Annotated in this window: 18 protein-coding genes and 1 pseudogene; 7 read left to right on the top strand and 12 right to left on the bottom strand. The window is 60.9% G+C overall.

What is annotated here, in order from left to right:
- Nucleotides 1-11 precede the first annotated feature (11 nt).
- From CFR79_RS13355 to CFR79_RS16030, 6 genes are all read right to left on the bottom strand, one after another.
- Nucleotides 12-923 (bottom strand): tyrosine-type recombinase/integrase, encoded by a 912-nt coding sequence (locus tag CFR79_RS13355; RefSeq protein WP_110548224.1) that lies wholly within the window; start codon nucleotides 921-923, stop codon nucleotides 12-14.
- Nucleotides 924-1,173: 250 nt separating this feature from the next.
- On the bottom strand, nucleotides 1,174-2,100 hold the full coding sequence (locus tag CFR79_RS13350; protein WP_110548223.1) for a ketopantoate reductase family protein: 927 nt from the start codon (nucleotides 2,098-2,100) through the stop codon (nucleotides 1,174-1,176).
- A gap of 86 nt (nucleotides 2,101-2,186) precedes the next feature.
- Complete coding sequence (locus CFR79_RS13345) at nucleotides 2,187-3,632, bottom strand: tyrosine-type recombinase/integrase (RefSeq protein WP_110548222.1); 1,446 nt, start codon at nucleotides 3,630-3,632, stop codon at nucleotides 2,187-2,189.
- Nucleotides 3,633-4,010: 378 nt separating this feature from the next.
- Nucleotides 4,011-5,111 (bottom strand): Fic family protein, encoded by a 1,101-nt coding sequence (locus tag CFR79_RS13340; RefSeq protein ID WP_039733392.1) that lies wholly within the window; start codon nucleotides 5,109-5,111, stop codon nucleotides 4,011-4,013.
- A gap of 87 nt (nucleotides 5,112-5,198) precedes the next feature.
- A complete protein-coding gene (locus tag CFR79_RS16035) occupies nucleotides 5,199-5,831 on the bottom strand; it encodes a dienelactone hydrolase family protein (RefSeq protein ID WP_199858431.1) in 633 nt (210 codons plus the stop codon).
- Nucleotides 5,828-5,968 carry a hypothetical protein gene (locus CFR79_RS16030; protein WP_199858430.1) on the bottom strand — a complete coding sequence of 47 codons (141 nt, stop codon included), beginning with the start codon at nucleotides 5,966-5,968 and terminating at the stop codon, nucleotides 5,828-5,830. The genes CFR79_RS16035 and CFR79_RS16030 overlap by 4 nt, the downstream gene beginning before the upstream one ends.
- A 710-nt stretch (nucleotides 5,969-6,678) precedes the next feature.
- Here CFR79_RS16030 and CFR79_RS13330 point away from each other — a divergent pair.
- The 4 genes and pseudogenes from CFR79_RS13330 to CFR79_RS13315 form a co-directional block, all read left to right on the top strand.
- Nucleotides 6,679-7,627 (top strand): IS630 family transposase gene (locus CFR79_RS13330; protein WP_258373606.1). Its coding sequence is split into 2 segments (ribosomal slippage): nucleotides 6,679-7,019 and nucleotides 7,018-7,627, totalling 951 coding nucleotides; the frame shifts between segments, so codons are not numbered across the junction.
- A gap of 336 nt (nucleotides 7,628-7,963) precedes the next feature.
- Nucleotides 7,964-9,301 carry a site-specific integrase gene (locus tag CFR79_RS13325; protein ID WP_181417445.1) on the top strand — a complete coding sequence of 446 codons (1,338 nt, stop codon included), beginning with the start codon at nucleotides 7,964-7,966 and terminating at the stop codon, nucleotides 9,299-9,301.
- Complete coding sequence (locus CFR79_RS13320; RefSeq protein WP_110548221.1) at nucleotides 9,291-10,067, top strand: segregation and condensation protein A; 777 nt, start codon at nucleotides 9,291-9,293, stop codon at nucleotides 10,065-10,067. The genes CFR79_RS13325 and CFR79_RS13320 overlap by 11 nt, the downstream gene beginning before the upstream one ends.
- Before the next feature lie 67 nt (nucleotides 10,068-10,134).
- Nucleotides 10,135-10,269 (top strand): annotated as a pseudogene (locus CFR79_RS13315) (transposase); the annotation flags it as partial.
- Nucleotides 10,270-10,482: 213 nt separating this feature from the next.
- Here the strand turns inward: CFR79_RS13315 and CFR79_RS13310 are convergent.
- Nucleotides 10,483-12,750 (bottom strand): TonB-dependent receptor, encoded by a 2,268-nt coding sequence (locus CFR79_RS13310; RefSeq protein ID WP_110548220.1) that lies wholly within the window; start codon nucleotides 12,748-12,750, stop codon nucleotides 10,483-10,485.
- 401 nt (nucleotides 12,751-13,151) lie between these two features.
- Here CFR79_RS13310 and CFR79_RS13305 point away from each other — a divergent pair, with 401 nt between their 5' ends.
- From CFR79_RS13305 to CFR79_RS13295, 3 genes are read left to right on the top strand one after another with little or no spacing between them, the layout of a single operon-like run.
- The gene (locus CFR79_RS13305; protein ID WP_110548219.1) at nucleotides 13,152-14,372 is read left to right on the top strand and encodes an efflux RND transporter periplasmic adaptor subunit; all 1,221 of its coding nucleotides are present in this window, start codon (nucleotides 13,152-13,154) and stop codon (nucleotides 14,370-14,372) included.
- Nucleotides 14,350-17,454 carry an efflux RND transporter permease subunit gene (locus tag CFR79_RS13300; protein WP_110548218.1) on the top strand — a complete coding sequence of 1,035 codons (3,105 nt, stop codon included), beginning with the start codon at nucleotides 14,350-14,352 and terminating at the stop codon, nucleotides 17,452-17,454. The genes CFR79_RS13305 and CFR79_RS13300 overlap by 23 nt, the downstream gene beginning before the upstream one ends.
- On the top strand, nucleotides 17,451-18,872 hold the full coding sequence (locus CFR79_RS13295) for an efflux transporter outer membrane subunit (protein WP_039734805.1): 1,422 nt from the start codon (nucleotides 17,451-17,453) through the stop codon (nucleotides 18,870-18,872). The genes CFR79_RS13300 and CFR79_RS13295 overlap by 4 nt, the downstream gene beginning before the upstream one ends.
- Nucleotides 18,873-18,948: 76 nt before the next feature.
- Here CFR79_RS13295 and CFR79_RS13290 read toward each other — a convergent pair whose 3' ends face one another.
- The 5 genes from CFR79_RS13290 to CFR79_RS13270 form a co-directional block, all read right to left on the bottom strand.
- Complete coding sequence (locus CFR79_RS13290; RefSeq protein WP_258373603.1) at nucleotides 18,949-19,575, bottom strand: TetR/AcrR family transcriptional regulator; 627 nt, start codon at nucleotides 19,573-19,575, stop codon at nucleotides 18,949-18,951.
- 327 nt (nucleotides 19,576-19,902) lie between these two features.
- On the bottom strand, nucleotides 19,903-20,466 hold the full coding sequence (locus CFR79_RS13285) for a winged helix DNA-binding protein (RefSeq protein ID WP_039734802.1): 564 nt from the start codon (nucleotides 20,464-20,466) through the stop codon (nucleotides 19,903-19,905).
- 88 nt (nucleotides 20,467-20,554) lie between these two features.
- Nucleotides 20,555-21,517, bottom strand: a complete 963-nt coding sequence (locus tag CFR79_RS13280; RefSeq protein WP_110548217.1) for a 2-hydroxyacid dehydrogenase — start codon at nucleotides 21,515-21,517, stop codon at nucleotides 20,555-20,557.
- Nucleotides 21,514-23,160, bottom strand: a complete 1,647-nt coding sequence (locus CFR79_RS13275; RefSeq protein WP_258373602.1) for a hydantoinase B/oxoprolinase family protein — start codon at nucleotides 23,158-23,160, stop codon at nucleotides 21,514-21,516. The genes CFR79_RS13280 and CFR79_RS13275 overlap by 4 nt, the downstream gene beginning before the upstream one ends.
- A complete protein-coding gene (locus tag CFR79_RS13270; RefSeq protein ID WP_110548216.1) occupies nucleotides 23,157-25,244 on the bottom strand; it encodes a hydantoinase/oxoprolinase family protein in 2,088 nt (695 codons plus the stop codon). Before CFR79_RS13270 ends, CFR79_RS13275 begins: the two co-directional genes overlap by 4 nt.
- Nucleotides 25,245-25,506 lie beyond the last annotated feature (262 nt).

Raw genomic sequence — 25,506 nt, 5'->3', positions numbered from 1 at the left:
CTGCTCCGGGATCAGCCGTCGGGCCTTGCCTGCGCCGTCGTCAGCATGCCCAGCCTGTCGAGCGGACTGATAACGGCCCGCACGGTCCGTGTCGCAACCTTTGTATAAAGGGCCGTGGTCTCCAGGCGGGAATGACCCAGCAGGACCTGGATCACGCGGACATCGACACCATCCTCAAGCAGGTGCGTGGCAAAGCTATGCCGCAGGGTATGAGGCCCCACACGTCTGGTGATCGAAGCAGCCCGCGCGGCATCGACAACCACGCGATGGAGCTGCCGTGTGCTGATGGGCCTCATGGTGTCCTGCCCGGGAAAAAGCCAGCCACCCGAATGCATCACGCCCTGCTGGCGTCCGGCCTTCCACCACTCCCGCAGCAGGGGCAGAAGGTCTGCCGGAAGCATGGCGTTGCGATATCGTCCCCCTTTGCCCCGTTCGACCCTGAGCAGCATGCGCTCGCTGTCGATATCACTGATCTTGAGAGCGGCGACCTCGGCCACCCGCAGGCCTGCCCCATAGGCGACCGACAGGGCGGCCTGATGCTTGAGGCATACGGTCGCGTTGAGCAGACGGGCAACTTCATCACGGCTCAGCACGACGGGCAGGTTGCGGGGCTGCGCTACCCGGACCAACTTGCGTGCAAGGTCGGGGCGGTCGAGCGTCTGGGTGAAGAAAAACCACAGCGCCGACACGATGGCGTTCATGGTCGGTGTCGGCATGCCAGCCGCGTTCTGCGCAATCTGAAACTGGCGCACATCCTCGACTGTTGCCGTGTGGGGTGAGCGGCCTAGAAACGTGGCGAAACGGCCGACATCGCGAAGGTAATTGCGCTGCGTCTCCCGGGAGAACCGCCGCACCGCCATGTCATCAAGCAGGCGCTGGCGAAGGGGACTGATTGCAGCAATGCACAGGGACTCTGTCATCATCCGGCTCCTTCTGGTGGGAAGAAGCCAGAGTGCTTGGCCCGATCAGGACAGTTCCAAATAAAACAGATCGCTCACGGCGTGGTGACAGACCTCCACATCGCACCAATCCCGCGCAGCGGGTTCGTTCTACCCGCCAAGTCAGACGTTCCATTCCGGCTGTTCATTCAGGAAGAAATTATCTTTGAGCAAGGCGGGCATGATCTGTGAAGTGGATATGTCCGCTGGGACGTCGTATCTGCACTGTGCCTCTTCATGCGTGCCTTTGTTGTTCATACACGCGCAGATTCAGATCGGTGAGATCCAGGATGGGCGTAGGGATCTGAAGCGCGCATGCCCGCCTGACCAGGTCACCAATAATCTGTTGCGCTTCCACAGGAGCATCCTGCAGCAGATCCCGGAACATGGAGGACGTCAGGGTGGAGTCCGTTTTCGTCAGGAGACTGACAGTGCCCTTCAGCGTGGCATCCCGTAGGGGATAACCAGCCGCCGCCGCCGTTGACGCACATTCATGGATGACCGCCTGCGCAAAGGCCTGACCTGCTGGCTGGCTGGCGACATCCCCCACGGTTCCGCGCATCAGGCAGCAGATGCTGCCCAGGGCGGCGAGCAGGACCCATTTGTCCCACATGTCCTGCAGGATGTGGGTGGAACACACCGTTTCAAATCCGGAACCCGACAGGGCTTCCGCAATACTGCGTGTCACTGGCGTATCGCCGCCTACCCGATCTCCAATCGAAAGACGGGGCAGAGAACCGGTCTGGACAATGCGCCCCTGCGCATCAAGCATGCTGACGATAAAGCACGTGCCTCCCATGACCGCGGCAGGGCCAAAGCGGTCTGCCAGAATATCAAGATGCTGCATGCCGTTGAGAAGCGGGACAATCCGTGTCTGCGGTCCCACCGCAGGCGCGAAATCGTTCATTGCAGCCATCAGGGAATAGGCTTTTACGCTGAGCAGGATGATGTCGTAGGGCCCCTCCATCCCACCGGCCATCACCATCCGGGGGGTCATGGTGACGTTGCCAACGGAACTGATCAGGCACAGGCCCCCGGCACGGAGCTGCTGCAGGCGCCTTTCGCGCACCAGAAAGGTCACGTCATGCCCGGCGCTGGCCATGCGGGCGCCAAAATACCCACCCACGGCGCCTGCGCCGACAACAAGAATTCTGGAACCCATGACGCTGTTTCCTCTCTTTGATCCGCCCTGACGTGTTGCGGTTGAAGGCGAGTTGAAGCGCTCTGGCGGCAGGGGTCAAGACAGGCTCAGAATCTCGATCTTCCCGGGTGCCGGGCCTTGATGCTGGCCGCGTCGATATAGGTCTCGACGACCTGAAGGCTTTTGTGCCGCGAGAAGCGCTTCAGTTCCAGGAGATCATACCCGTCTTTCGCCCCCGTGGTGATGGCCCCGCGGCGCAGGCTGTGCCCGCCAAAGTCCCCTTCGAGGTGGGTGTCGCCGCATCGCTTACGGATGATGTCCGTGACCGCCCGGTCCGACAGGGCGTGCGGCCCGATCCTGGGCGGGGCTCCGACGGGAGTGACTCCCGCCCTGTGGCCCCGCGCGGACCAGATGCGCCGGAAGACCGGACCTTCCGTGATCCCGGCCTGCCGGAGCCAGGTCTCGTATGCCAGAACCGGGCAGTTCCGGGTCAGGCCCCGCGGGATGCCGATCAGAGTACCCTTGCGCTGGGGATCACCCTTGGACCGGCCCAGCCGGATCTGCATGCCATCCTCGTCCACCGTGATGTCGTCCACCTTCAGTGCGGCAAGTTCGGAGCGCCGGAACGCGCCAGCAAAACCGATCAGGAGAATGGCCCGGTCCCGCGCACCGACCAGATCATGTGGACTGATGGCTTCGACGACCCGGACCAGCCTGTCCCAGGTGAGCGCGGTTTTCTGGCGGGGCAGGGTCTCCTTTGCCTCCCGCCGGATGCCGGCAAGCGTTGCGGTCACCATCGGGTGGGCGGTGGGTACGGCAATCTGCGCCAGGTGATGCAGGTAGCGCAGGGCGGCCCGATGCAGGTCGATGGTGCTGGTCCTGCGGCCCTGCAGCGCCATGTCGGCCAGATAGGCGGCAACATCCTCGCCGCGGGCCGGCAGGGCGGGCAGGGCATGACCGGCAGCCCAGCGACACCAGGACCGCACGGCGGCGCGATAGGTGCGCAGCGTGTTTTCGGCCTTGCTGCGGTGCATATAGGCATCGGCCGCCTGACGGGCCGTGGCCAGGCGGCCATCATGTTCGGGGACGGGCTGTGCCGAGACGGCGGAAAACCATTGCGCGACGGCAGCAGCCGGCTGGCCGACGGGCGCAGGAGGCGATGCGTCTGACGTCTTGGGACAGGCTCCTACGGGCTGGATCGGCCGGAACCAGGCCAGGAAGCTGGGCGTACCGTCGTCGATTTCCAGTCCGACAGCCAGTTCGAACCCCGATGGGACATCGGCCACATGGTCCTGAGCCATCTGCTGGGCAGCCGACGCATACGGCACGCCCTGGGCGAGGGGCGTATCCGGGGAATAGGTCCCGTCCGGCAATTCGATGCCCGCCAGAAGCAGGGGCAGGGGCGGGGTGAACCGCGCGGTCGAGAGGATTTCGCGCCAGCGCGTCGGGTCCTGTGTCTCGGCCAGACGCTGTCGTGTCAAATGGTCAACGCGGGCGTGCAGCGCGGCCTGCGCGCGCCTGCTGGAGCCGAGGATGCGGATGTCGCTCAGCATGACCGGCTTTCCCGGTCCGAAGACCCCTGGGTGCAGAAAAGGTGAACGGGGTCGCCCCTGCCTCTTTTCCGCTGGCCCGGCCTAGGCTGGGCGATCGGTTCGGCAGGACAGAGCCGACCGCTACGCGGGCAGCAGGGGAGGGGCAGACAGGCAGGTAGGGTGGAAAGGCTCTGGAACAAGCGCATTTTGGGATTTTTGTCGAAATGCCTCATGAATGGGAACAGAAATCCTATTTTACCAACCACCTATTTGGCACCGTCCAGTTAATCGTGGCAGAAAATGCTATCCAGCGCGGTCGGGAGCTCTGTCAGATTATCCGCGTCCATAAGCAGCGACCTTGAAGGTTTTTTCGTGGCTGAACAGTAAACTACATGTTTGTCAGAGACGAAGAGAATACCGGGCATACCGGTTTTCTCCTGTCCGAATAAGAGCATCAAGCGCCACCAGATCAACCAGATCACGCGTCGCCGTGGCAGACGTCGCCCCTGTAATCGACCGATAATTCTGGGCACTCAGGCCACCTTGAAAACCATCAGGCCCTTCTGCCAGCATTCGAAGCAGGGCCTTCTCCTGACGAATGTTCAGTTTTCCGCGTAAGCGATCCAGAAACCGCGTTTTCTCAATAAGAAACCGGATGTTCCGAAGCGTGCGGGATTGCGCCTCCAACACGACCTGAGAGAACCAGACCATCCAGTTCTCTATCTGGTTCGTCTTGCTGGCCCGATGCAGTTCGAGATAATACGCTTTCTTGTATGTATTGATGGTCGCGGCCAACGCCGTCAGCGTTGGGGCTGCGAGGGTTTGCGCCAATGCTTTTTCAGCAATAGCCCGTCCGATGCGACCATTTCCATCTTCAAAGGGATGAATGGTCTCAAACCACAGATGCGCAATCGCAGCCCGCTCAATCGCGGGCAAGGGGTCGATCCCGCTTGGGGCGGTCCTGTTAAACCAGCCGATAAACTGCGCCATCTCCGAAGGGACGCTTCGAGATGGCGGGGCTTCGAAGTGGATGTGCGGCGCATGGATGGGGCCGGAGATAATCTGCATTGCCTCGGCATGCGTCCGATACCTGCCAATGACATCCAGATCTCGCCGACCGTTCATGAGCATGGCATGCCACTCAAAGAGACTCTGGTCAGTCAAAGGGGCCGCATAATGCCGATAGAGGTCCGCCATCAATTCAGCGGCCCCAGCCTCAGTTGGCGTAGAACGTCGCCTGTCTGTGGCGAAGCCAAGGTGTCGCGCAATCGACGATTGCACACTGGCCCGATCAAGCACCTCGCCTTCAATAGCGGAGCTCTCGACCGTTTCTTGCGACATGAGTTGAACGACAAGATGCTGATTGGCGTCTTTGTCCAGATGCTGCATCGCACCGACGACCACGCCTGAACCTTTCAGGAACTCCGTTTCGGCGTCTCGCAGACAGCTTTTCTCGAAGTGAAAATGTGGCCAGTCCGGAAGCTGCCAATTCCAAAGCATGATTGATACCCCAAGGCTATATCAATCATTCTATCGCATTTTTATGATTGATAGAAGTCTAATCTATCGATCCTTCGGCGTGACGGATTATGCTGCGTATGAACCCAGAGTGGCCCGCAGCATTCCATAATGTTCACTAAGACGGGCATCATATCCGCCGTTTTCTGATGAAGGCGAGATATTCCCAACAGTAGATAAATGGTGCGGATCTGGTTCGCTCTTCCTCGCAATCTGGACCGAAGCGGGACATTCATCCCGGATCGTCAATGCGAGGAGAAACTTTTGTCGAGCCATATGCATTGACCAGGCATCTGCCTGCGCATCGTACCGGCATAGGCCGGATGAGGCCACGGCCTCCTTTTCGGTGAAGCAATGGACAGCATGGCCGATGGCGAGAAACTGCCACGGGGCAGGGCTGCCGTACATTTCGGTCAGGAAGCCGTCAAACTGGGGGCTGGTCGAGGTATCATCCGCCCCGTTCATGGCAAGAACCCGTGCCCGGATCGCATGTGCCAGGGCGGGATTATCCGTCGAGAGATTGCCGTGGAACGCGACCACGGCTGCGATCTCCGGACCGGACCGGACCGGACCGCGCGAGATCCAGCACGGCCGCGCCGCCGAAGCAATAACCGATGGCGCAAGATGGGTCGTGTCGATTGGTGCCTGCGATACAAACGACCTGAACTGTGCCAGGGCAAAGGCCACGCGACGGCGCATCATGGAACGGTCAGCGAGCAGAAGGGGGATATGGCATCGCGTGCGCCAGCGGCGTCTTTCGGGCGGATCGCGGCGGCATACATATCCGTCAGCAGGATCACGTAGCGTTGCCCTGCGATGTCCTCGGCCTTGCGGATCACGCTCTCGTTGACGCATGAACCATGCGGGCACCATCAGAAGACCCGGCCGCCGCGCGGCAGTCGTGTCGTCGTAGATTAGGACGCAGTCATAACGCGCGCCCTCGAACGTCTACGAAACTGGCCTGTCGACCATGCGGGCACGTGCATGCCCGGAAATAAGGAACGGCAATGCGGCAATGACGAGCGGACGCAAACGGATCATTGACGTTTCTCTTTCGGTTATGGGACGGGCGAGGGGCAGGTCAGATTATCGCATATGCTGTTTTGCGCTCAACCATGACGGAGTAAAGCTGTCAGGAGATCGCCATAACGGACCAGAATGAGTGTTTTCTTCAGCCCTGTCCGGGATGGACAGGGGGCTTGGCGGGACAAGTCGACGGCGCCCCGTGGGGAGAGGAAAGCAACGCGATTCAGTCCAGAGAGTTTTTTGCAGTGGCGTCATCCAAGCATAGCGGGCTGGGGGAGGCTGCTGCCTGGAAGCACTGATGATGCGTAACCGAATTAAAGGTACTTTTTCGCATTAATAAGGATCATTTTTCTCCTGATTAAGGGGAACCTGAATCGGAGAGGATCGCGGCAAACCTGACATTCTCCTTATTAAGGGCCTTTCGATAAATTAGAGCATAATCCGATCTAATAGGTTCATTTTAAGATTCCCATACTGGTCGAAATCTGATTCATACTATGTGCCGGTATGGAGGCCGGCCCGTATGACCCGAGCCCTGTCTGCTGACCTTCGCCGCCGCACGATTGCGGCTGTTGCCTCTGGCATGACCCGTCGTGCGGCGGCGGTTCGTTTTGGTGTGTCTTCGTCGAGCGTTATCCGCTGGGTTGCTGAGTGGCAGGCCAGCGGTCGTGACCATGCGCTTAAACAGGGCGGTGATCGCCGTTCTCACCGGATTGAAGCATGGTCAGCCTTCCTGCTGGCCGCGATTGAAACAAAGGCCGATATTTCCCTTGTCGAACTGGCGGAGACACTTGCAGCAGAACACGGTGTCCGCTTTGCGCCGAGCACGATCTGGCGCTGTCTCGACCGTCACGACATGACCATCAAAAAAAACGGCGCACGCCAGCGAGCAGACACGGCCCGACGTCGCACAGCGGCGCGAGGCCTGGTTTGACAGTCAGCCTGACCTTGATCCGGCCCGTCTGATCTTCATCGACGAAACAGCCGTCTCAACGAAGATGGCCCGCCTGCGGGGGCGGTCACAACGGGGCACGCGCTGTCGAATGTCCGTGCCCCACGGGCACTGGAAAACCACGACGTTCATCGGCGGGCTGCGCCTCTCCGGCATGACAGCACCGATGATGCTGGACGGCCCAATGACCGGCGAATGGTTTGCCGCCTATACCCGCAAGGTGCTCGTTCCAACCCTGTCGCAGGGAGACGTCGTCATTCTGGACAATCTGCCCGCCCATAAAGGAGCCGTTGCCCGCGAGGCTGTGGAGGCAGTCGGCGCCAGGTTGTTGTTCCTGCCGCCCTACAGTCCTGATTTCAACCCGATCGAAAACATCTTCGCCAAAATGAAGGCGTGGATCAGACGGGTGGCACCGCGAACCCTCGACGCTCTTCAAAATACCGTCTGTGGAGCAATTGACGATATCTCTCATCGCCAGGCTGCCGCGTGCTTCACCGCCGCTGGATATGAACCAGACTGACCGGATTATGCTCTAGCAGGAATTTCCAGATTTGTCCTACTTCCGACAAGATAACTTATCGGAAGTAAACTTCTGTTCGGGCGGATTTTGCCCGGCGGGAAGCGGCGAGGCTAGAAAGTCTGGAAAACCGCGCCTTTGAGGATCAATCAGGCGATTTTTTGTTCTCCAGAACCCGTTAACATGATACGACGTATTGTATGAGATATAACCGCCTTAATCGGGCCGATGTCGGGAGGCGCGTTTTTCTGCTGAGGGTGGGCAGGCTGCCCGCTTTGGATGCCTGCCCGGTGTCGGTCCGCAGGGATTTCAGGGCGGAAAGCCGGGGATCCGGTCAGGATGGTTGAGACCGGCCGACTGCTGCAGGCGGCCCGGCCGCCGACCGGCCTCTCGCCTGCCACGGCACGGGCCTACGCAGCGTCGTGGCGCGCTTTCGTCGGGACCCAGACAGCCGATTGCTGTTTTCCAGTCGGCCAGGCCGTAGTGACAGCGTGGCTGGAAGCACGGGCGAAGGCCGGACGACCGCGGCAGAGCCTGGTGGTGGATCGCGCGGCGCTGACGGCATGGTCCGCCGCCAATGGCGAGGGGCTTGATGTCGCTCTGCCCGCCACCCGGGTGCGCCGGACCGGGGCCGGGGTCGATGCGGCTTCCCTGCTGGCCGCCGCGCGCCGCTGCGGGCCCGACCTGCCCGGCCTGCGCGATCGGGCCCTGCTGCTGCTGGCAGCCACGCTGGGCATCGGCGCCGAGGCACTGGCCCGGCTGACCATCGACGACATCACCGACACGACGGACGGGATGACCGTCGCCCTGCTGCGGCCCCGGTCCGGGCGCCACCATCTGCGTCGGCTGCGGCGGCGCCGGGATCCGGCGGTCTGTCCGGTGCGGCATTGGGCTGCCTGGCGGGACGCCGCGCAGTTGCGGTGGGGGGCGGCGTTCCGGGGGATCGACGCGCATGGCACCGTCGGTGACCCGCTCTCGGTGCCCGGGGTCCGGTTCGTGCTGGACCGGGCGTTGGGGCGTTCTGATCGCCCGGCCCAACGGGCGCGCCGGAAAAAGTCCGCGCGCCCATCAGAGTCCTCAGTCGGGACGGCGGCGCGTCGGTGCACGGCGATGTTGGCCCCGGACTGGATCCGGACGACGGTTACGGTGAGCGGTCCGGTGGACGCAGTGGCCCGGTTCCGGGTGGCGGCGCAGGGCTCTGGGATCGTTCCCTGGCAGGTAGATTTCAACTACGAACAGGCCCGTCTGTTGGCACCGATGGCGGGCATGGGAGCGCAGGCGGTAACTCTGGCCCGGCTGCTGCGGCAGGCATCCGAGCGCCTGCATCGGATCGCCCTGCAGCATCAGGCGGCGGGTACGTCGGCTTGTGTCTTTGACCTGCACCGGCTGGTGCCGGTTCCTGGCGATGTTCTGGAAGCCGGGTCGGACTCCCGCGTTGCGGCAGCTTGGCTGCAGGCGCATTGGGGCACGTCGCTGCCGTTGCGCCGGGTGAAGGTCGAAGCCGTCCGCGATCAGCGCGTCCGCCGCAGCGCCCGGCTGGTCTACAGCTTCTGGTCGGCGGAGTGGACGCCCTGGCAGGCGCTGGAGCGGGTGCGGGCGGACTGGCCGGAACTGGTTTTCGGCATCCGGCCCCATTACGTGCCGGCAGACGCCGGGGAGACCGCCGATGTCGCCTGATGAGGACGAAGCATGGGGTGATCCGCCGCGTCGGCTGCCGCGTCCGGTGGTGCCGGAGTTCCATGTTGAGGGGTTTGACGGGCCGCTTGACCTGCTGCTGGATCTGGCGGAACGGCAGCGTCTGGATATGGGCGTCCTGTCCATTGCGGATCTGGCAGACCAGTTTGTCGAGGAGGCGGAACGGCTGGCGCAAACGACACCGCTCATGCAGCGCGCGGACTGGGTGATCTGGATTGCCCGGCTGGTTTTCCTGCGCTCGCGGCTGCTGTTCGCCACCCAGGTGGAAAAGCACGCAGCCGAGAACGAAGCGCGCCGGACGGTGGATCAGATCGACGAACTGCTGCGGATGCGCGCGGCGGCAGACTGGCTGGAGGCGAAGCCACAACTTGGCGTGTTGGTTTTTGCGCGGGGCAAGGCAGTGGTGGAGAGCGGCGTTTCAGGAAGGCAGGGGACGTATTTCAGTCTGATGGAAGCCTGCCTTGGTGTGCTGGAGCGGGAACTGGCACGGGTTGAGACGTCCGTTCCTGTTTATCGGATCAACCTGCCCACATACTGGCGTGTGACAGATGCACTGGCCCTTGTCCGCAAGAAAATAGGAGAAGGTACAGCCCGGAATATATGGAAAGACTGCATGCCCGCGAGAGCTCCAGCTGAGCCGGTTGGAGCCATCAGTCGCCGAGCGACTGTTGCTGCGACATTCGTGGCTGGACTTGAACTGGTGCGGCAGGGAGAGATGTCGGCAAAGCAAATGGCTTTTCTCATGTGATTGCCAGGCTCAGTACATATTGGTCTGAGGTGAAAAATCTGTTTCAGGCTCTACGAGGAGACTGGAAATGAGTGACCTGTTTTGGCTGACGGACGAACAGATGGAGCGTCTGCGGCCGTTCTTTCCCAGGAGCCTTGGCTGACCTCGGGTTGACGACCGCCGAGTGTTGAGCGGGATCATTTTCGTGAACCGAAATGGTCTGAGCTGCCCTGGAAGAAAAAGGGATCAGGCCCTGCATTCCAGGACAGAGATCCCGGGAACTTACCCAACACCTTTGTTCTAATTCAACTATTAGAAATAAAATAAATCATACAATTATATAATAGTATAGATTGACAATATAATAAAATTAATAATGATATATTTCCTCTATGTATTATTTATTTACCGAATGTATTGAATAAAATTTCTTGGATCAGAGATCAGAACTAATCGAAAATTTGAAGGTTTCGGGGTCACCCATGACCAGATCACTCTGGTAAACCGAGGCCCAGTACCGCTGGTTACCGATGTTATCGACCTCAAAACGTGCGGTCAGCGGCTTCTTCGCCGCAAGGAAGGTATAGCGCGCGCCAAGGTCAAAACGTGACCATGCAGGCAGGTGCGTCGTATTCATGTTGTTGAACTGCTGCTTGCCGGTGCTGATGACACGACCAACCAGTGTCAGCCCCTTTACGAACGGCACGTCGTATTCAAGGTTGCCGTTGATGGTATAGTTCGGTACGCCAATCACGGTCTTGCCGTCATACGCGCCGCCCGCCGTATGCATCTGCTTGGCGTCGATCAGTGTCAGGCCACCGTTAAAACGCAGGCCGCGCAGGATCTCGCCATTGAAGGTCAGTTCCATGCCCCGGTTCCGCTGCCTGCCGTCCTGTGTGTAAATCTCCTGTCCGGTATTGCCATAGGCCTCGGTCATACCCTGTGGCATGGATGTCTGGAAAAATGCGACACCGGCGGCAAACCGCCCGATATCGTATTTCGCGCCTACCTCGTACTGGGTGCTCTGGTATGGCGCGAAAACCTGCCCGGCATTGACATAGGTGGCTCCTACCGTCTGCCCCGCCGACAGGCCCTGGATCCGGTTGAAATACAGGGCCGCATGTTTGACCGGATGGATGACAAGGCCAATGACTGGGGAGAACGCCGCTGCATCGTAATGGGTGCTGAGCGTGCCGGTGCCGTAGGCAAAGGAGTCCGACAGAATATCTTGATACCGGAACCCGCCCGTCAACGCGATGCGGTCGTGCCAGAATGTCATCGTGTCTGACAGAAACAGGCTGTACAGCTTGTTCCACGCCACGCGACCGGGATTGTCCAGCGTGCCGCCGCTATAGGTTTCTGAGGGGGTGAACTGCGTGGGATGATAGATATTGCCTGCCTGTGACGTCAGGCTCATGGAATAGGCGGCGTCTGATTCTTCCCATATCGCTGACCCGCCCGCGTTGATTTCGTGCTTGATCGGGCCAGTGGTGACATGCGCGTGGATACCGGCCTGCGTGGCCTCGTTCATAACGTTGTACGCATCCGCCATCGCGCCCACGGTGCCAGCCCCGGTGCGGGAATTGGTCAGCGTGGTGGTGGCGTAATTGCCCATTTCATTGCCACCCTGTGCGCCGAATTTGCCATACGCGGTAATGTGGCTGCCAAAATCATGTTCAATGTTCAGCGTGCCGAACAGGTAACTCAGGTCGGTATAGGCCCAGCGCTGCCCCCAGTTTTCCGACGGCGCGGTCGCCTTGGGCGCAGGCATGCCATCAGCCAGGCTGGAGACGATGATCGCGCTGCGTCCGCCATAGACCTGCTGTTTCTGGTAATTCATGTTCATGTCGATGCGCGTATCGTCATTGTGCCAGTCAAAAGCCGCGCCAAGGGCGACGTCATCGCGCCGCTCGCCCCTGATCGCCGTTTCCCCATCCATGCCTGCTGCGTTGAAGCGGAAGCCAAAGGCATGGTCGCGGCCAAACCGGCGGCTGACATCAAGCGCGCCGCCCCCCTGCCCGCCACTGGTGTAATCGCCGGTGATGCGTGTGATGTCGGTTGCCGCCGCGCGCTTGGGGATCAGGTTGACATTGCCGCCAATGGCCGAACCGCCGGGGGCCGCGCCATTGAGGAACGCGCTAGCGCCATTGAGCACCTGCACCGAATCATAAAGCTGGGGTGAGACAAGCTGCCGTGGGGTGACGCCATACAGGCCGTCAATCGCCACGTCATCGCCATACAGCGTGAATCCGCGGATCTGGAACAGCTGCGCGTAATTGCCATACCCCATTGTCGTGCGCACGGTGGGATCGTTCAGCAGCACATCGCCCAGCGTCTGTGACTGCTGGTTCAGGATGAGGCTGGAATTGTAACTACGGATATTGAAGGGCACATCCAGGCCCTTCTTCTTTCCAAGCGCCCCCAGATCACCACCGCTGCTGACATACATGCGGTTCTGGCGCGCGGCGGTGACGACGATATCTTCGTGCTGGCCCGGCGCGCCGTCAGGCATGTCTTTTGCGTTCGTATCCGCGCCCTTCGCTGCAACATTGCGAGGTGGCACATCGCTGGGAGAAGAAGACCGGACTTTCTTAGGCACGGGATAAGACGCATTTGTAGCAGCGACAGCTGCCACCCGACAGTCAACGCCCAGCAGCAGGCTGGATGCCAGGACGGTGGTCAGGCAAAGCGCACGAAGATTCATTATCAGAGCCCATATAATGATGTTTCCAGCACCTTATTTCGCAACTGATAGTAATTTGCAATAGCAGGTACGCAGCCGTGCGGGCATACGTGCTCGAAATTCGTCGTCAGGTCTGAAGCGTATCGTCACCTCGATAGAGTGGACTTGTGACGGTTTTGTGCCGGTCAGGACGTGATTATGCCACTCCTGCTTCGAAAGTGAGGGGACTGATACCGCCCAGATATGAATGGCGTCGATGTGGATTGTAGAAACCATTGATATGTGTCCCCTTGCCAGCCGTCGGGGACGGGCAGATGCTTCGAAGTTTCCGTCGTTGCAATACGATACGGTCTCGTCTATGTAATCCATAACGGCTGCGTCCTGCCGCCGGTTCTGGAAATGACTGAGGGTGGTCGGTATCCATGCAAACCAGACATACTGGCAGTGAGGTCGTGGGCCATGTGCAGCCTTCATCCTTCCTGACCACCATTTTTTATCCGGCCCTGCACAGGGAAGACAGCGCCCCGCCAGACCGGTGCCCTGCGGCAGTCATGAAAAAAGCGGGTAGTGCTCCGGGCCTGATCCTGCTCTGCCTGCTGCTTCTGCTCTCCGCGTGCCATAAAAAGGTGGCGGTGGAGGAAGTCCGGCCCGTCCGTTCCGTCATTGTCGAACCCGCGCCCGATGCAAATGGGGAGGTCGTGACAGGCCAGATCGCGGCCCATCAGTCCATCAATCTCGCCTTCCGCCTGCCTGGCAAGGTGGTGGAACGCACTGTGTCCGCAGGCAGCGTCGTGCATGCGGGGGATGTGCTGGCACGGCTGGATGACACGGTGCCGCAGCAGACCCTGCGCACGGCGCTGGCGGAAAACGCCACGGCACGGGCGGCGCTGGAACAGGCTGCGCCCCTTAGACAGCGCGCTGCAGCCCTGCTGCCGGTGCAGGCGATTTCGCGCAATGATTATGATGATGCGGTTCGCCGGTACAAAACCGCGCAGGATCAGGTGCAGGCCACACAGGCACAGGTGCGCGTGGCGCAGGAACAGCTTGGCTATACCCGCCTTGTGGCTCCGGAGGACGGCATCGTGACCGACCGGCTGGTGGAAGCAGGCGAGGTGGTCGCCGCAGGCCAGCCGGTGTTGCGCATGGCGGCCAATGACGGGCTGGACGCACAGTTCGACATGCCCGAGGCCCTCGTGCAGTCCCGTTTAACCGTGGGCATGACCATGAAGGTATGTCTTGATGCGGCGCCCGTGGTCTGCGCGCCCGCCGCGATCTACGAAATCGCGCCCGATACCGATCCGCTGACCCGCACCTATCATACCAGGGCGCTGCTGCGCGCCACGCGGGACATGATGCCGCTGGGGGCAGTGGTGACAGGACATCTGTCCGTGCCATTAGCGCCAACCGTCCATCTGCCGCCCGCTGCCCTGACGACACAGGACGGCAAGCCTGCGGTCTGGATCGTGGCTCCCGACACGCAGCGCGTATCCCAGCGCCCCGTCACCATCGCACGCTACGGCACCGATGACGTGGCGATCGCATCCGGCCTGAATGCCGGGGACCGGGTGGTGACGGCAGGCGTGCAGGCGCTGTATCCGCAAGAAAAGGTCAGCCTGCTGGATGAAGCCGATGTCCGCCCCTGAGCCACGCGCGCCGGGGGGCATAAACCTGTCCGACTGGTCCATCCGCCATCGCGCTCTGGTCCTGTTCTTCATGATCCTGATTGGCGTGGCCGGTATCCAGTCCTACTTCAGATTGGGCCGGAATGAAGACCCGCCCTTTACCGTCAAGACCATGGTGGTGGAGGCGTTTCTGCCTGGAGCCTCGGTGGAGGAAACGACCCATCAGCTGACCGAGCGCATCGAAAAAAAGCTGCAGGAAACGCCCGACCTCGATTACGTCAAGAGCTATACGCTGGCGGGCAAGACCACGATTTTCGTCAACCTGCTGTCGGGCGCGCCCAAGGCGGAAGTGCCTGACATCTGGTATCAGGTGCGCAAGAAGGTGGGCGACATCAAGGCCCAGTTGCCGCAGGGCACGGTCGGCCCGTTCTTTGATGATGAGTTCGGCGATACCTACGGCATCATCTACGGCTTTACCGCCGATGGCTTTTCCCATCGCGACCTGCGCGACTATGTCGAGACGGTCCGCGACGAACTGCTGCATGTGCCCGATGTCGCCAAGATCGATACGCTCGGCGCGCAGGATGAGAAGATCTATGTCGATTTCTCCACCCACCACCTGGCCCGGCTGGGTATAAACGGGGCGACGATCGCCGCCGCCCTGCTGGCGCAGAACGCCACGGTGCCATCAGGCGTGATCGATACCGGGCGCGAGCAGATACAGGTCCAGCCGACCGGGCAGTTCGGGTCGGTGGCGGATATTGCCAACGTTACGGTCTATGCAGGCAGCCGCAAGGTCCGGCTGGGCGACATCGCCACCATCACCCGCACCTATTCCGACCCGCCGCAGACCATGTTCCGCGTGGGCGGGCAGGACGCGATCGGACTGGCCCTGTCCATGCGCAGCGGTGGCAACGTGCTGGAACTGGAAAAGAACATCACGGCGAAAATGGCCGAACTGCATGCCCGCATGCCCATCGGGATCGAGGCGCACCTGGTCGCCAACCAGCCCAAGGTCGTGCATGACGCGGTGGGCGATTTTACCGAAGCCCTGTTTGAAGCCATCGCCATTGTGCTGGGCATAAGCTTTCTTAGCCTCGGTGGCCGCGCGGGGACGGTGGTGGCGTTCTGCATTCCCTTCGTGCTGGCGGTGGTGTTCGTGTGCATGAAGCTGTTCGGCATCGACCTGCAGCGCGTCTCGCTCGGCGCGCTGATCATTGCCCTCGGCCTGCTGGTCGATGACGCCATGATTACGGTGGAGAGCATGGTCAGCAAGCTGGAGGAGGGCTGGACCCTGACGCGGGCTGCGACCTATGCCTATGTCTCGACCGCGTTCCCCATGCTGACCGGAACCCTTGTGACCGTGGCGGGATTCATCCCGGTCGGGTTCGCGAAAAGTGTGGCGGGGGAATACACGTTCTCGCTCTTTGCCGTGGTGGGCATGGCGCTGATCGCGTCATGGTTCGTGGCCGTGCTGGTGGCCCCGCTGGTGGGCGTGACCATCCTGAAGCAGCGCCCGGCAGCAGCGCCCCATGCCCCGCCGGAAGGGCGGCTGCTGCGCGTGTTCAGCCGTGCGCTGCTGTTCACCATGCGCCGGCCGCGTGCGACCGTGCTGGCCAGCCTTGCGGCGCTGGTCGTGGCCATTGCGCTCTCGCCACTGGTACCCCGGCAGTTCTTCCCGGCATCCGACCGGCCGGAACTGCTGGTTGACCTGTCGCTGCGGCAGGGTGCGTCGATCAGGGCGACTGCGGATGTCTCGCACCGACTGGACGCTCTCCTGCGCAATGATCCCGATATTGACCACTGGAGTTCCTATATCGGGCGCGGGGCCGTGCGCTTTTACCTGTCGCTTAACGAGCAGCTTCCCAACGACTTCTTTACCCAGACCGTTATCGTGGCCAAAAGTGCCGTGGCGCGCGACCGGCTGCGCAGGCGACTGGACGTGGCGTTAAGCCGCGACATGCCTGATGTGGTGCATGGGCTGTTCCCGCTGGAACTCGGGCCGCCAGTGGGCTGGCCGGTGCAGTACCGCGTGACGGGCCGCGACACGGACCGGGTCTGGCATTACGCGCATGGCGTGGCGAAGATCATGGCCGACAGCAACCAGTTGCACATGGTCAATTTCGACTGGGGCGACCCTGCGCGCAAGCTGAAGATCGACGTGCGGCAGGATGAAGCGCACCGTCTGGGCCTGTCATCCGGGGCGATTGCGCTGGCCATCAATTCGGCGGTGACCGGGCTTACGGCGACGCAGGTGCGCGACAGCATCTATCTGGTCGATGTCGTGCTGCGCGCCAACCACGCCCAGCGCCTGTCGATCGAGGACCTGCGCAACCTTGACATCCGCCTGCCCAATGACCAGACGGTGCCGCTTTCCACCGTGGCCAGCGTCTCCTATGTCGAGGATTATCCCCTGATCTGGCGGCGTGACCGGCTGCCGACCCTGACCATACAGGCGCAGCTCCGTGACGGGGTGCAGGCGGATACGGCTGTTGCCACGCTGGCGCCGAAAATCGCGGCGTTCAACGCGGGTCTTCCATCGGGCTATCATGTCGCGGTGGGTGGCACGGTCGAGGAAAGTGCGAAATCCCAGAAATCCGTCATTGCCGTCGTGCCACTCATGGTCCTGGTCATGCTGGGCGTACTGATGATCCAGTTGCAGGACTTCAGGCGTCTGGCGCTGGTCATCAGTGTTGCTCCCTTCGGCCTGATCGGGGTGGTGGGCGCGCTGTTCCTGACCCAGCACCCGATGGGGTTCATCGCCATGCTGGGACTGGTGGCGCTGATTGGCATGATCATCCGTAATTCGGTCATTCTGGTGCACCAGATCCAGATCGAGAAGGACCTTGGGCAATCGGAATGGGATGCAGTGATGAATGCCGCCAAAATCCGCTTCCGTCCCATCATGCTGACCGCTGTTGCCGCCATCCTTGGCATGTTGCCCATTGCGTCCAGCGTGTTCTGGGGCCCGATGGCCGATGTCATCATGGGCGGGCTTGCCGTGGCGACAGTGCTGACGCTGATCTTCCTGCCTTCGCTGTACGTGCTGTGGTTCCGGGTGAAGGAAACGCCATCGCCGCAGGTTGAGGGAGCCACCCGATGAAACGCACCCCGATCCTCCTGCTGCCCGCGCTGCTGGCAGGTTGCGCATGGCTGGCGCCGACCTATCATCGGCCACAGATGCACATGCCCGATAAATGGGGCACGCAGCAGGCCGCCACCGTACCAGATGGCGGCGAATGGTGGCGCAGCTATGGTGATCCGGTGCTGGACGCGCTGGTGGCGGAAGCGCTGAAAAACAATGACGACCTTGCGCTGGCGGGTGCGAAACTTCAGCAGGCGCGCGCGCAGTACAAATATGCCTTCGCCAACCAGTTGCCCTCCATTTCGGTTGCGGGATCAGATGCCTATGGCCGCCTGCACCTGAACGACGACCTGCCTGTCGCGCACAAGATGAGCAACCTTGGCTTCATCGGCGGCATGCTGAATTATGAAGCGGATTTCTGGGGCAAGAATGCCAGCCTGAGCAAAGCGGCAAAGGCGGGCGTGAAGGCGGCGGGTTATGGTCACGAGGCAGCCCGGCTGTCTATTGCTGCCGCGACCGCAAAGCTGTATTTCAGCCTGCGTGCGCTGGATCGGCAACGCGACATCCTGCAACAGACCATCCAGACCCAGACAGATCTGCTGGCCCTGGTGCAGCGCCAGCATGAGGTGGGTGCAGTGGACGCGCTGGTGGTGCAGAACGTAACCGAGCAGCGTGATGCCGCACAGGCTGCGCTCCCGGATGTGGAGGACCAGCGCGGCAAGGCGGAAAGCGCGCTGGCCGTCATGCTGGGCCGCTCGCCCCAGCAGATCATCGGGCAGGCAATGGAGCGGGGCAGGGACATAGACGCGTTGACAATCCCTATCCCGACACCGCCGGAAATCCCGTCCTCCCTGCTGGAGCGCAGGCCCGACATCGCCATGCATGAGCAGACGCTGATCGCCAGCAACTTCAATATCGGCTTTGCGCGCGCGGCCTATTTCCCCACCATCTCGCTGGCCAGTCTGGCGGGGGTGAACAACATCGACATCGACAACCTCTATCGCGCCACCACGCGGTCATGGACGCTGGCGGCATCAATGGCGGCGCCGGTGATGGATTTCGGGAGAACGGCAAGCGGCGTCAAACTGGCGAAAGCCGAGAAGAACGAGCAGGTCATCCTGTACAAGCAGAGTATCCGCACGGCCTTCAAGGAAGTGCATGACGCCCTGCTTGAACAGAACAATGCCCATGAGCGCGAACAGGGTGACGGGGACAAGGAAACAGCCGCCGAAAAAACCGTGGAACTGACGCAGCTGCGGCTGGAACACGGTTATTCCAGCAGGCTGGATGTGCTTTCCGCACAGGTACTCGCGCAGCAGGCGGAACTGGCGCATACGACAGCACTTCTGTCCAGCCTTGATGCATCGGTTGACATGTACAGGGCAATAGGGGGCGGATTTGACACCAGCGCCCCGCAGGACAGGAAACAGAAGTAACGGTGGGGTGGGGGGGCCAGTTTTTCCCGGCTGCGGGTCGGTGCCGGGAAAAAACCAGCCTCTTCTTTTACCGGTCCTAATTGCCGGACGGGCTGGAAGCAGGGGCTGCCAGTATGCCCGTCATGAAGGCACGCCATGCGTGGTCAAGGTAGCCGTCGCGCTCCTCTGCCGTTGTCAGAACCCTGCGCCCGAACAGCATCTGCTGGTGGGGACCGCCAAGGCAGAGCGTGGCAAGCATCTGGCTGGTTTCTTCAAGGTCACACCCCGCCTTCAGAAGGCCCGCGCGGGAGACAGCGGTCAGGAGCTTGCATGTCAGTTTTTCAAGCGGATCAAAGATATGGGCGCCGGCATGGTTTACCAGATCCGGAAAACGCCATCCTTCCGCGATAAAGGTGCGGCTTAGCGAAAGCGTTTCAGGGCTGAGGATCAGGTCAAGCAGCATCCGCATGGTTTTGTACAGCGCCTGTAGCGGATCGCTGGAAACCATTTCATCTGATGGGGAGGCGGCGAGCAGGAAGCTGTTTCCCAGTTCGGAAATGACCGTCTTGAACAGGTTTTCCTTGGACGGGTGCCGCCGGTAGATGGTCTGCTTGCCCACCTTGGCCACGGCTGCGATCTGTTCGACCGATGTGGCCGCGTAGCCCTGTTCCCCAAACAGTCGGGTGGCGGTTTTCAGGATAAGGGCGTCCAGTTCTTCCGACATGCGACTGTCGGGGCGACCTGAAAATTTCCTTTTTCTGTCCTGATCCGCCATTCGACCTCCTGTCTGCAGTCCCATCCGATTATAGGGGACGAACCCCTCCCGCAAGGGCTTTCGACAGGACCGATATCCCGTTCAGAGCAGAAAGTTAAGGCATCATGCTGTTCGCCTGAATTCCATGAATGACGTATCCTGCAGCCAGTCCTGCCAGATGCCCACTATCTGATTGCGGACAGGGGCGATGACAGTACCCGCTTCCGTGACGCTCTCGCTTTGCCTTCCATGTCTCGACCTCTTCGGTTCCCTGTCTCAATAAACGTATCATGGCTATTACAGGGATGTAGCTGCACGGGAGGCCTGTTCATAAAAACCGGTGAGAACACGTAAAGCACGGGCCACTTCATCAATACGGCTCTGGGCCACGCTGCGGTCCTTGGGTATGAGGTCCAGCAGGCAGGCCTGTCTAACCCGTGCATAATCCTGACAGGCGTCGCTACCCTTCGGTGTCGCCTGCAGGAACACTTCCTTTCCTGCTTTTGATTTTGAAATAAGCTCCATTTTTTCAAGTTTTTTCATGGAGTAATTAAGATAGTGCCGTTCGCTGATGTTGAGCATGAACAGGATGTCGGAAATGCTCTTGGGTCTATTGCGGTGATTGATGCAGTGAAGCACCAATACATCCAGTGGGGATAGATCGCGCACGCCCACCGCCTGCATGCCGCATGTCATCCAGCGCTGAAAGGCATGGTTCGCCACCGTCAGCGCGAACTCGAATTCACTCAGATCCTCGGCACCCGGCACGGCGAGATGGGAGGAGGAGACAATGAACATGCCATCCTGCCGTGACGTTTCTTCAGGCGGGCGGGTCTGTGCCTTTTTCCGGTTCTGCTTCATCGTGGCCGCAATGCACCTTATTTCGAGGTCGTGTCCTGTATCCCATACTGGCATTTTTAATCCATAAGGCAAGTCGGCCCGGATGCCGTCAGGGCACGGGTGTATGAACCGACCGTCCCGCCAGTGCGGCATGCAGGTTGGTCATGACCTGATCGAGGCATGTCAGCAGAGATTGCGGCGAACGTGCGCCGACGTGTGGAGAAAAGACAATATTTGGTTGTTCCCGCAGGGTTGCAGGTACGTCCGGTTCCCCTTCAGTCACATCCAGGCCGGCCCCGGCGATAATGCCTTTTTCCAGTGCATCGCTCAGCGCCGTATTGCTGATGACACTCCCCCGGCCCACATTGACAACATAGCCCTGCGGGCCAAGCGCCTGGAGTACATCCGCATCAACCAGGTGGCAGGTCTCCGGCCCGCCCGGCAGGGCGATCGCCAGTACGTTGACCCGTGCCGCCATATCCATAACGGAAGAACAGTAGGTCCATTGCGCCTGATTGCGTGGCCTGCGGCTGTAATAAAATACCGGCATGGAAAAACCGGCTGCGCGGGCGGCAATCCGCTGCCCGATATGCCCCATGCCCAGAATGCCAATTTTCTGTCCCGATAGCTGGGGCGGAACGGGCCGGACGGGCCGCCATGCACCCTGTCGTACAAGACCGTCATTGGGCACGATATCACGCATGACCGCCAGCAGCAGGGCGAAGGCCTGATCCGCCACGCTATCGGCATTCGTGCCGGGACTATAGGCGACCTCGATCCCGCGTGCCCGCGCGGCATCTACATCCACCCCTTCATAACCGACGCCGAACGTATGGATGATGCACAGGTTCGGCATCGTATCCATGAAGGCACCATCCAGTCGGGTGGAACCATTGGTCACAATGGCACGTACGAGGTTGCCCGAATGCGTGACATAGGCCTGCCGGGCCGCTGGCGTAAGCAGGGATTCGACGTGGTATTGCGTGCCCAGCCGTTGTGTCACCAGATCCGGCAGGGGAAAAGTCAGAATGACAGCCGGCATCTCGTTAAGGCGGGAGGAGTGATCCGTCATGCCTGCGCCCCGTCTGCCAGCAGGCCCTGGGTCTGGTCGCTTTCAGCCAGTGCCGGGTCGCGCTGCGCCGGATCACCCAGTCCTGCGCCGCCTGGTGTCAGAACCATCAGCCGATCGCCTGCCGGAATGACCTGCAGTCCCTTGCCGGGCAGCACCCGGCCGGAAGACAGGCTGACATGACCTGCCATGCCGTTCCGGCCACCTGCGCGCCCACGGGGCGGATTGGCAATGCGGTCAAAGGCAGCCAGCAGTTCAAAAGGGGCAGATTCGGTGTTGGATATCTCCATGACCTGCCCCAGCCCGCCACGCGTTGTGCCTTCTCCCCCGCTGCCAGGCCGCAGTTCCTTGCGCCAGAAGATGAGGGGGGACTGGATTTCGGCAATTTCAACCGGTGTTCCGTGTACGCCGGATGGGAACGCCGTAGCGGAAAGACCGTCCAGTCCCGGGCGCGCGCCCGTGCCACCATTGGTGGTGATGGCCAGTGCATAGGCCGGGTTGGTATTGCCAGCATCGTGCCATGTACCGCGTACGGTAATGTTCCATATGCATGAAGTCCCTTCCGCGGGAACCCGGTGGGGCAGGGGGTGATGCAGGCAGCCGAACACGACGTCAGGCAGCATCTGCCCGATGACATGCCGGGCGGAAACCGGGGCGGGGCGCAGGGCGTTCAGGATCGTGCCCGTCGGCGCGGTTACACGGAAGGGTGCCAGGGAACCGGCATTGTTCGGTACATCGGGGGCGATGATGCATTTGAGGCCAAATACCGTATAGGCCTTGGTATAGGCCAGCGGCACATTGATCCCGCGCATGACGGCGGGCGATGTGCCCGCGTAATCCACCAGGACATGATCCGGCGCTATGGCCAGGCTTGCGGCCAGCAGGACAGGATGGTCATAGCCATCCGTCCGCATGGTGTTGGTCCATTTCCCCTGGGGCAGGGCGGCAATACGTTCTTCCACCGCCATGCGGGAGCGTGTAATGATGAAATCGGCCAAGGGGCCAAGATCTGTTATGCCGAATTCTTCCATCATGGCTGAAAGCGCCCGCGCGCCCACATCGTTACAGGCGGCGAGGGAATAGGTATCGCCTTCCGTATCCAACGGCAGGCGCGTATTGGCGCGGATGACCGCCATCAGGGTTTCATTGACCTGTCCCTGATCCAGCAGCCTGAGCATGGGCAGGTACAGTCCCTCCATGAACACGTCGGAAGCTTCAGGACCATTGCCCAGCCCCCCGATATCCATGAGGTGACTGGTGCATGAAAACAGGGCGACCAGCTTCCCCTTGTGAAAAGCGGGAGTCGTAACCACAAAGTCGTTCAGGTGTCCGGTGCCCATCCATGGGTCGTTGGTGATATAGGCATCGCCCTCACGCATGGTTTCGAGCGGGAAATGGCGAATGAAATGCTTTACGGCTTCCGCCATGGAATTCACATGGCCCGGCGTGCCGGTTACGGCCTGCGCCAGCATGCGCCCTTCCAGATCGAACACACCGGCGGAAATGTCCTCACATTCCCGCACAATAGGACTGAACGCCGTGCGGATCAGCACCTGCGCCTGTTCACCTACAACGGTGATCAGCCGGTTCCACATGATCTGCAGGTCAATTTCTGTGCTGCCGGGGGTATGAGAGGCGTCCATCATGCCGCATCCTTCTGGTTCATGATGATGTTACCGCTGCCATCAATCTGCGCGTCAAAACGGGCGGAAACGTAGGTGGTGGTTTCTTTTTCAACAATAATGGCCGGGCCGGGCACGAACGCGCCAGACGGGGCACCTGCGCGATCATAGACCGGAAGATCCACCCACCCATTGCTGCCACCATCAAAGAAGCGACGTATCTCCAGCGGAGACAGGGTGATCTTCTCGCCCGCCGGGATAAACGGCACGGGTGGGGCGGGAATGGTGGAAATACGTACCGACCAGTTCAGCACCTCAATCGGCGCATTGGGAATGCTACGGGCGAACTGACGGGCATATTCCTGCGTGAAAGCTTCACGCAGGCCCCGGGCATCAGCCTGACACAAGGGACGGTCCGGCAGTTCCACCATGATTTCATGCCCCTGACCAACATAGCGCATGAAGGCCGCAGCCCGTTTGACCAGTGGCGCGCTTCCGGCACCGGTCTGCACCATGCTGCGTGCGGCTTCTTCCATATCCGACAGCAGGGCCGAAATGGCCGCATAATCGGTATGTTCATCGACCCTGGTATGATGGGAACGGGCAATCTCATACGAAACAGGCGCCGTCAGGAAGCCGACAGCCGACCCCACACCGGCACTGTTGGGAATGACCAGTCGCCGTACTCCCAGTTTTTCCGCAACCCGCGCGGCATGCAGCGGGGCCGCCCCACCAAAGGCGACCATGGTATGCCGGGACAGGACGGCGCCACGTTCTGCCGCATGGACGCGTGCGGCGCTGGCCATGCTTTCACATACGATTTCATATACCGCATGAGCGGCCATCTCGGCAGAAAGCGAAAGCTCGGTCCCGATGGCGTCACTCAGGGCACGCGCGGACAGGGCTGGCTGGAGGGTCAGGCTGCCACCGGCAAAACCTTCCGGTCGCAGCAATCCCAGCATCACATCAGCGTCTGTCACGGTCGGCCGGGCGCCACCGCGCCCGTAGGCTGCGGGCCCGGGAACGGACGAAGCGCTTTCAGGGCCGACCGTAACGCGCTTCATGGCGTCAAGTCGGGCGATTGAACCGCCGCCTGCGCCAATTTCGATCATTTCAATAACCGGAATGCACAGTGGCAGCCCCGACCCCTTCAGGAAGCGGGCGGTCCGGTCAACTTCGAATATGCGTGACTGGGCAGGTTCATTGCGTTCAATCAGGCAGATCTTGGCCGTAGTACCGCCCATGTCAAAGGACAGCACGCGTTCTTCATGCAGGCATTCCGAAATGCGGGCGGCAAAAATGGCCCCCCCGGCAGGGCCGGATTCAACCAGACGGACGGGGAAGGTGCGTGCGGTCTCAAGCGAGGTCAGGCCACCGCTGGACGTGACAAGATACAGCGTACCGGCAAAATGCCGCGCCATTAACGCCTGATCCAATCGGGCCAGATAGCCTGCCATCAGGGGCTGCACATAGGCATTCGCCACCGTGGTGGAGGTCCGTTCGTATTCACGGACCTGCGGGCACACTTCGCATGACAGTGACAGGGTTACGCCCGGTGGCAGCACATCCGTCAGTATGTCACGCACCCGCAGTTCATGGGTGGGGTTGGCATAGGCATGCAGGAACGCTACGGCCACGCTTTCCACCCCGGCGGCGGCAAGCTGCAGGCCCAGTTGCCTGATCTGTTCATCATCGGGGGCAATCTGGACCCCGCCACGGGCATCCATGCGTTCGCGCAGCGTGAAACGCAGATCGCGGGGCACAAGCGGCTGTGGCTTCTGCAGCATGATGTCATACTGGTCAAAGCGGCTTTCGGTGCCGATGGCCAGCACATCACGAAAACCTTCCGTCGCGACCAGCGCGGTGCGTGCACCACGGCGTTCGATAATGGCGTTCGTGGCCAGCGTCGTGCCATGCACGAACATGTTGATATCCGACAGCGTCAGTCCCGCGTCCGCCAGTACCAGGGTGATGCCCTCCAGCACACCTTCTTCGGGGGCATGGGGCGTGGTCAGGACCTTGCGGGTCAGTCTTTTGCCCCGTGCGTCCAGAACGATATCGGTAAATGTGCCGCCTATGTCGGCGGACAGCCGCGCATCAGAATCCATAACTATCACAGGTCTCCACGATGTCATGAAACGAAGGAAGTTATATTTATATCGTTGTTTTAATGTAACAATACTTTGTGATTCTATATGTCTGCCGTTATTTTACAGCCGTATGGCCTGTGCCCTGTCGGTGGAATCACGCCACGTACATATCATAGCTTAGCAGCCTGTCGGGTTGGGGTACCCTGTGAAGGGGTAAGGCTGTAGAGTGTCGCGATGAGCCGCTTCATCCCGTTTGACCGATCCCAGCCGTATCTTCTGC

This window comes from Komagataeibacter saccharivorans, from assembly GCF_003207825.1.
Lineage (GTDB): Bacteria > Pseudomonadota > Alphaproteobacteria > Acetobacterales > Acetobacteraceae > Komagataeibacter > Komagataeibacter saccharivorans.
Note: the sequence above shows the minus strand (reverse complement) of the source record. Positions and strands in the feature narration are given on the sequence as shown.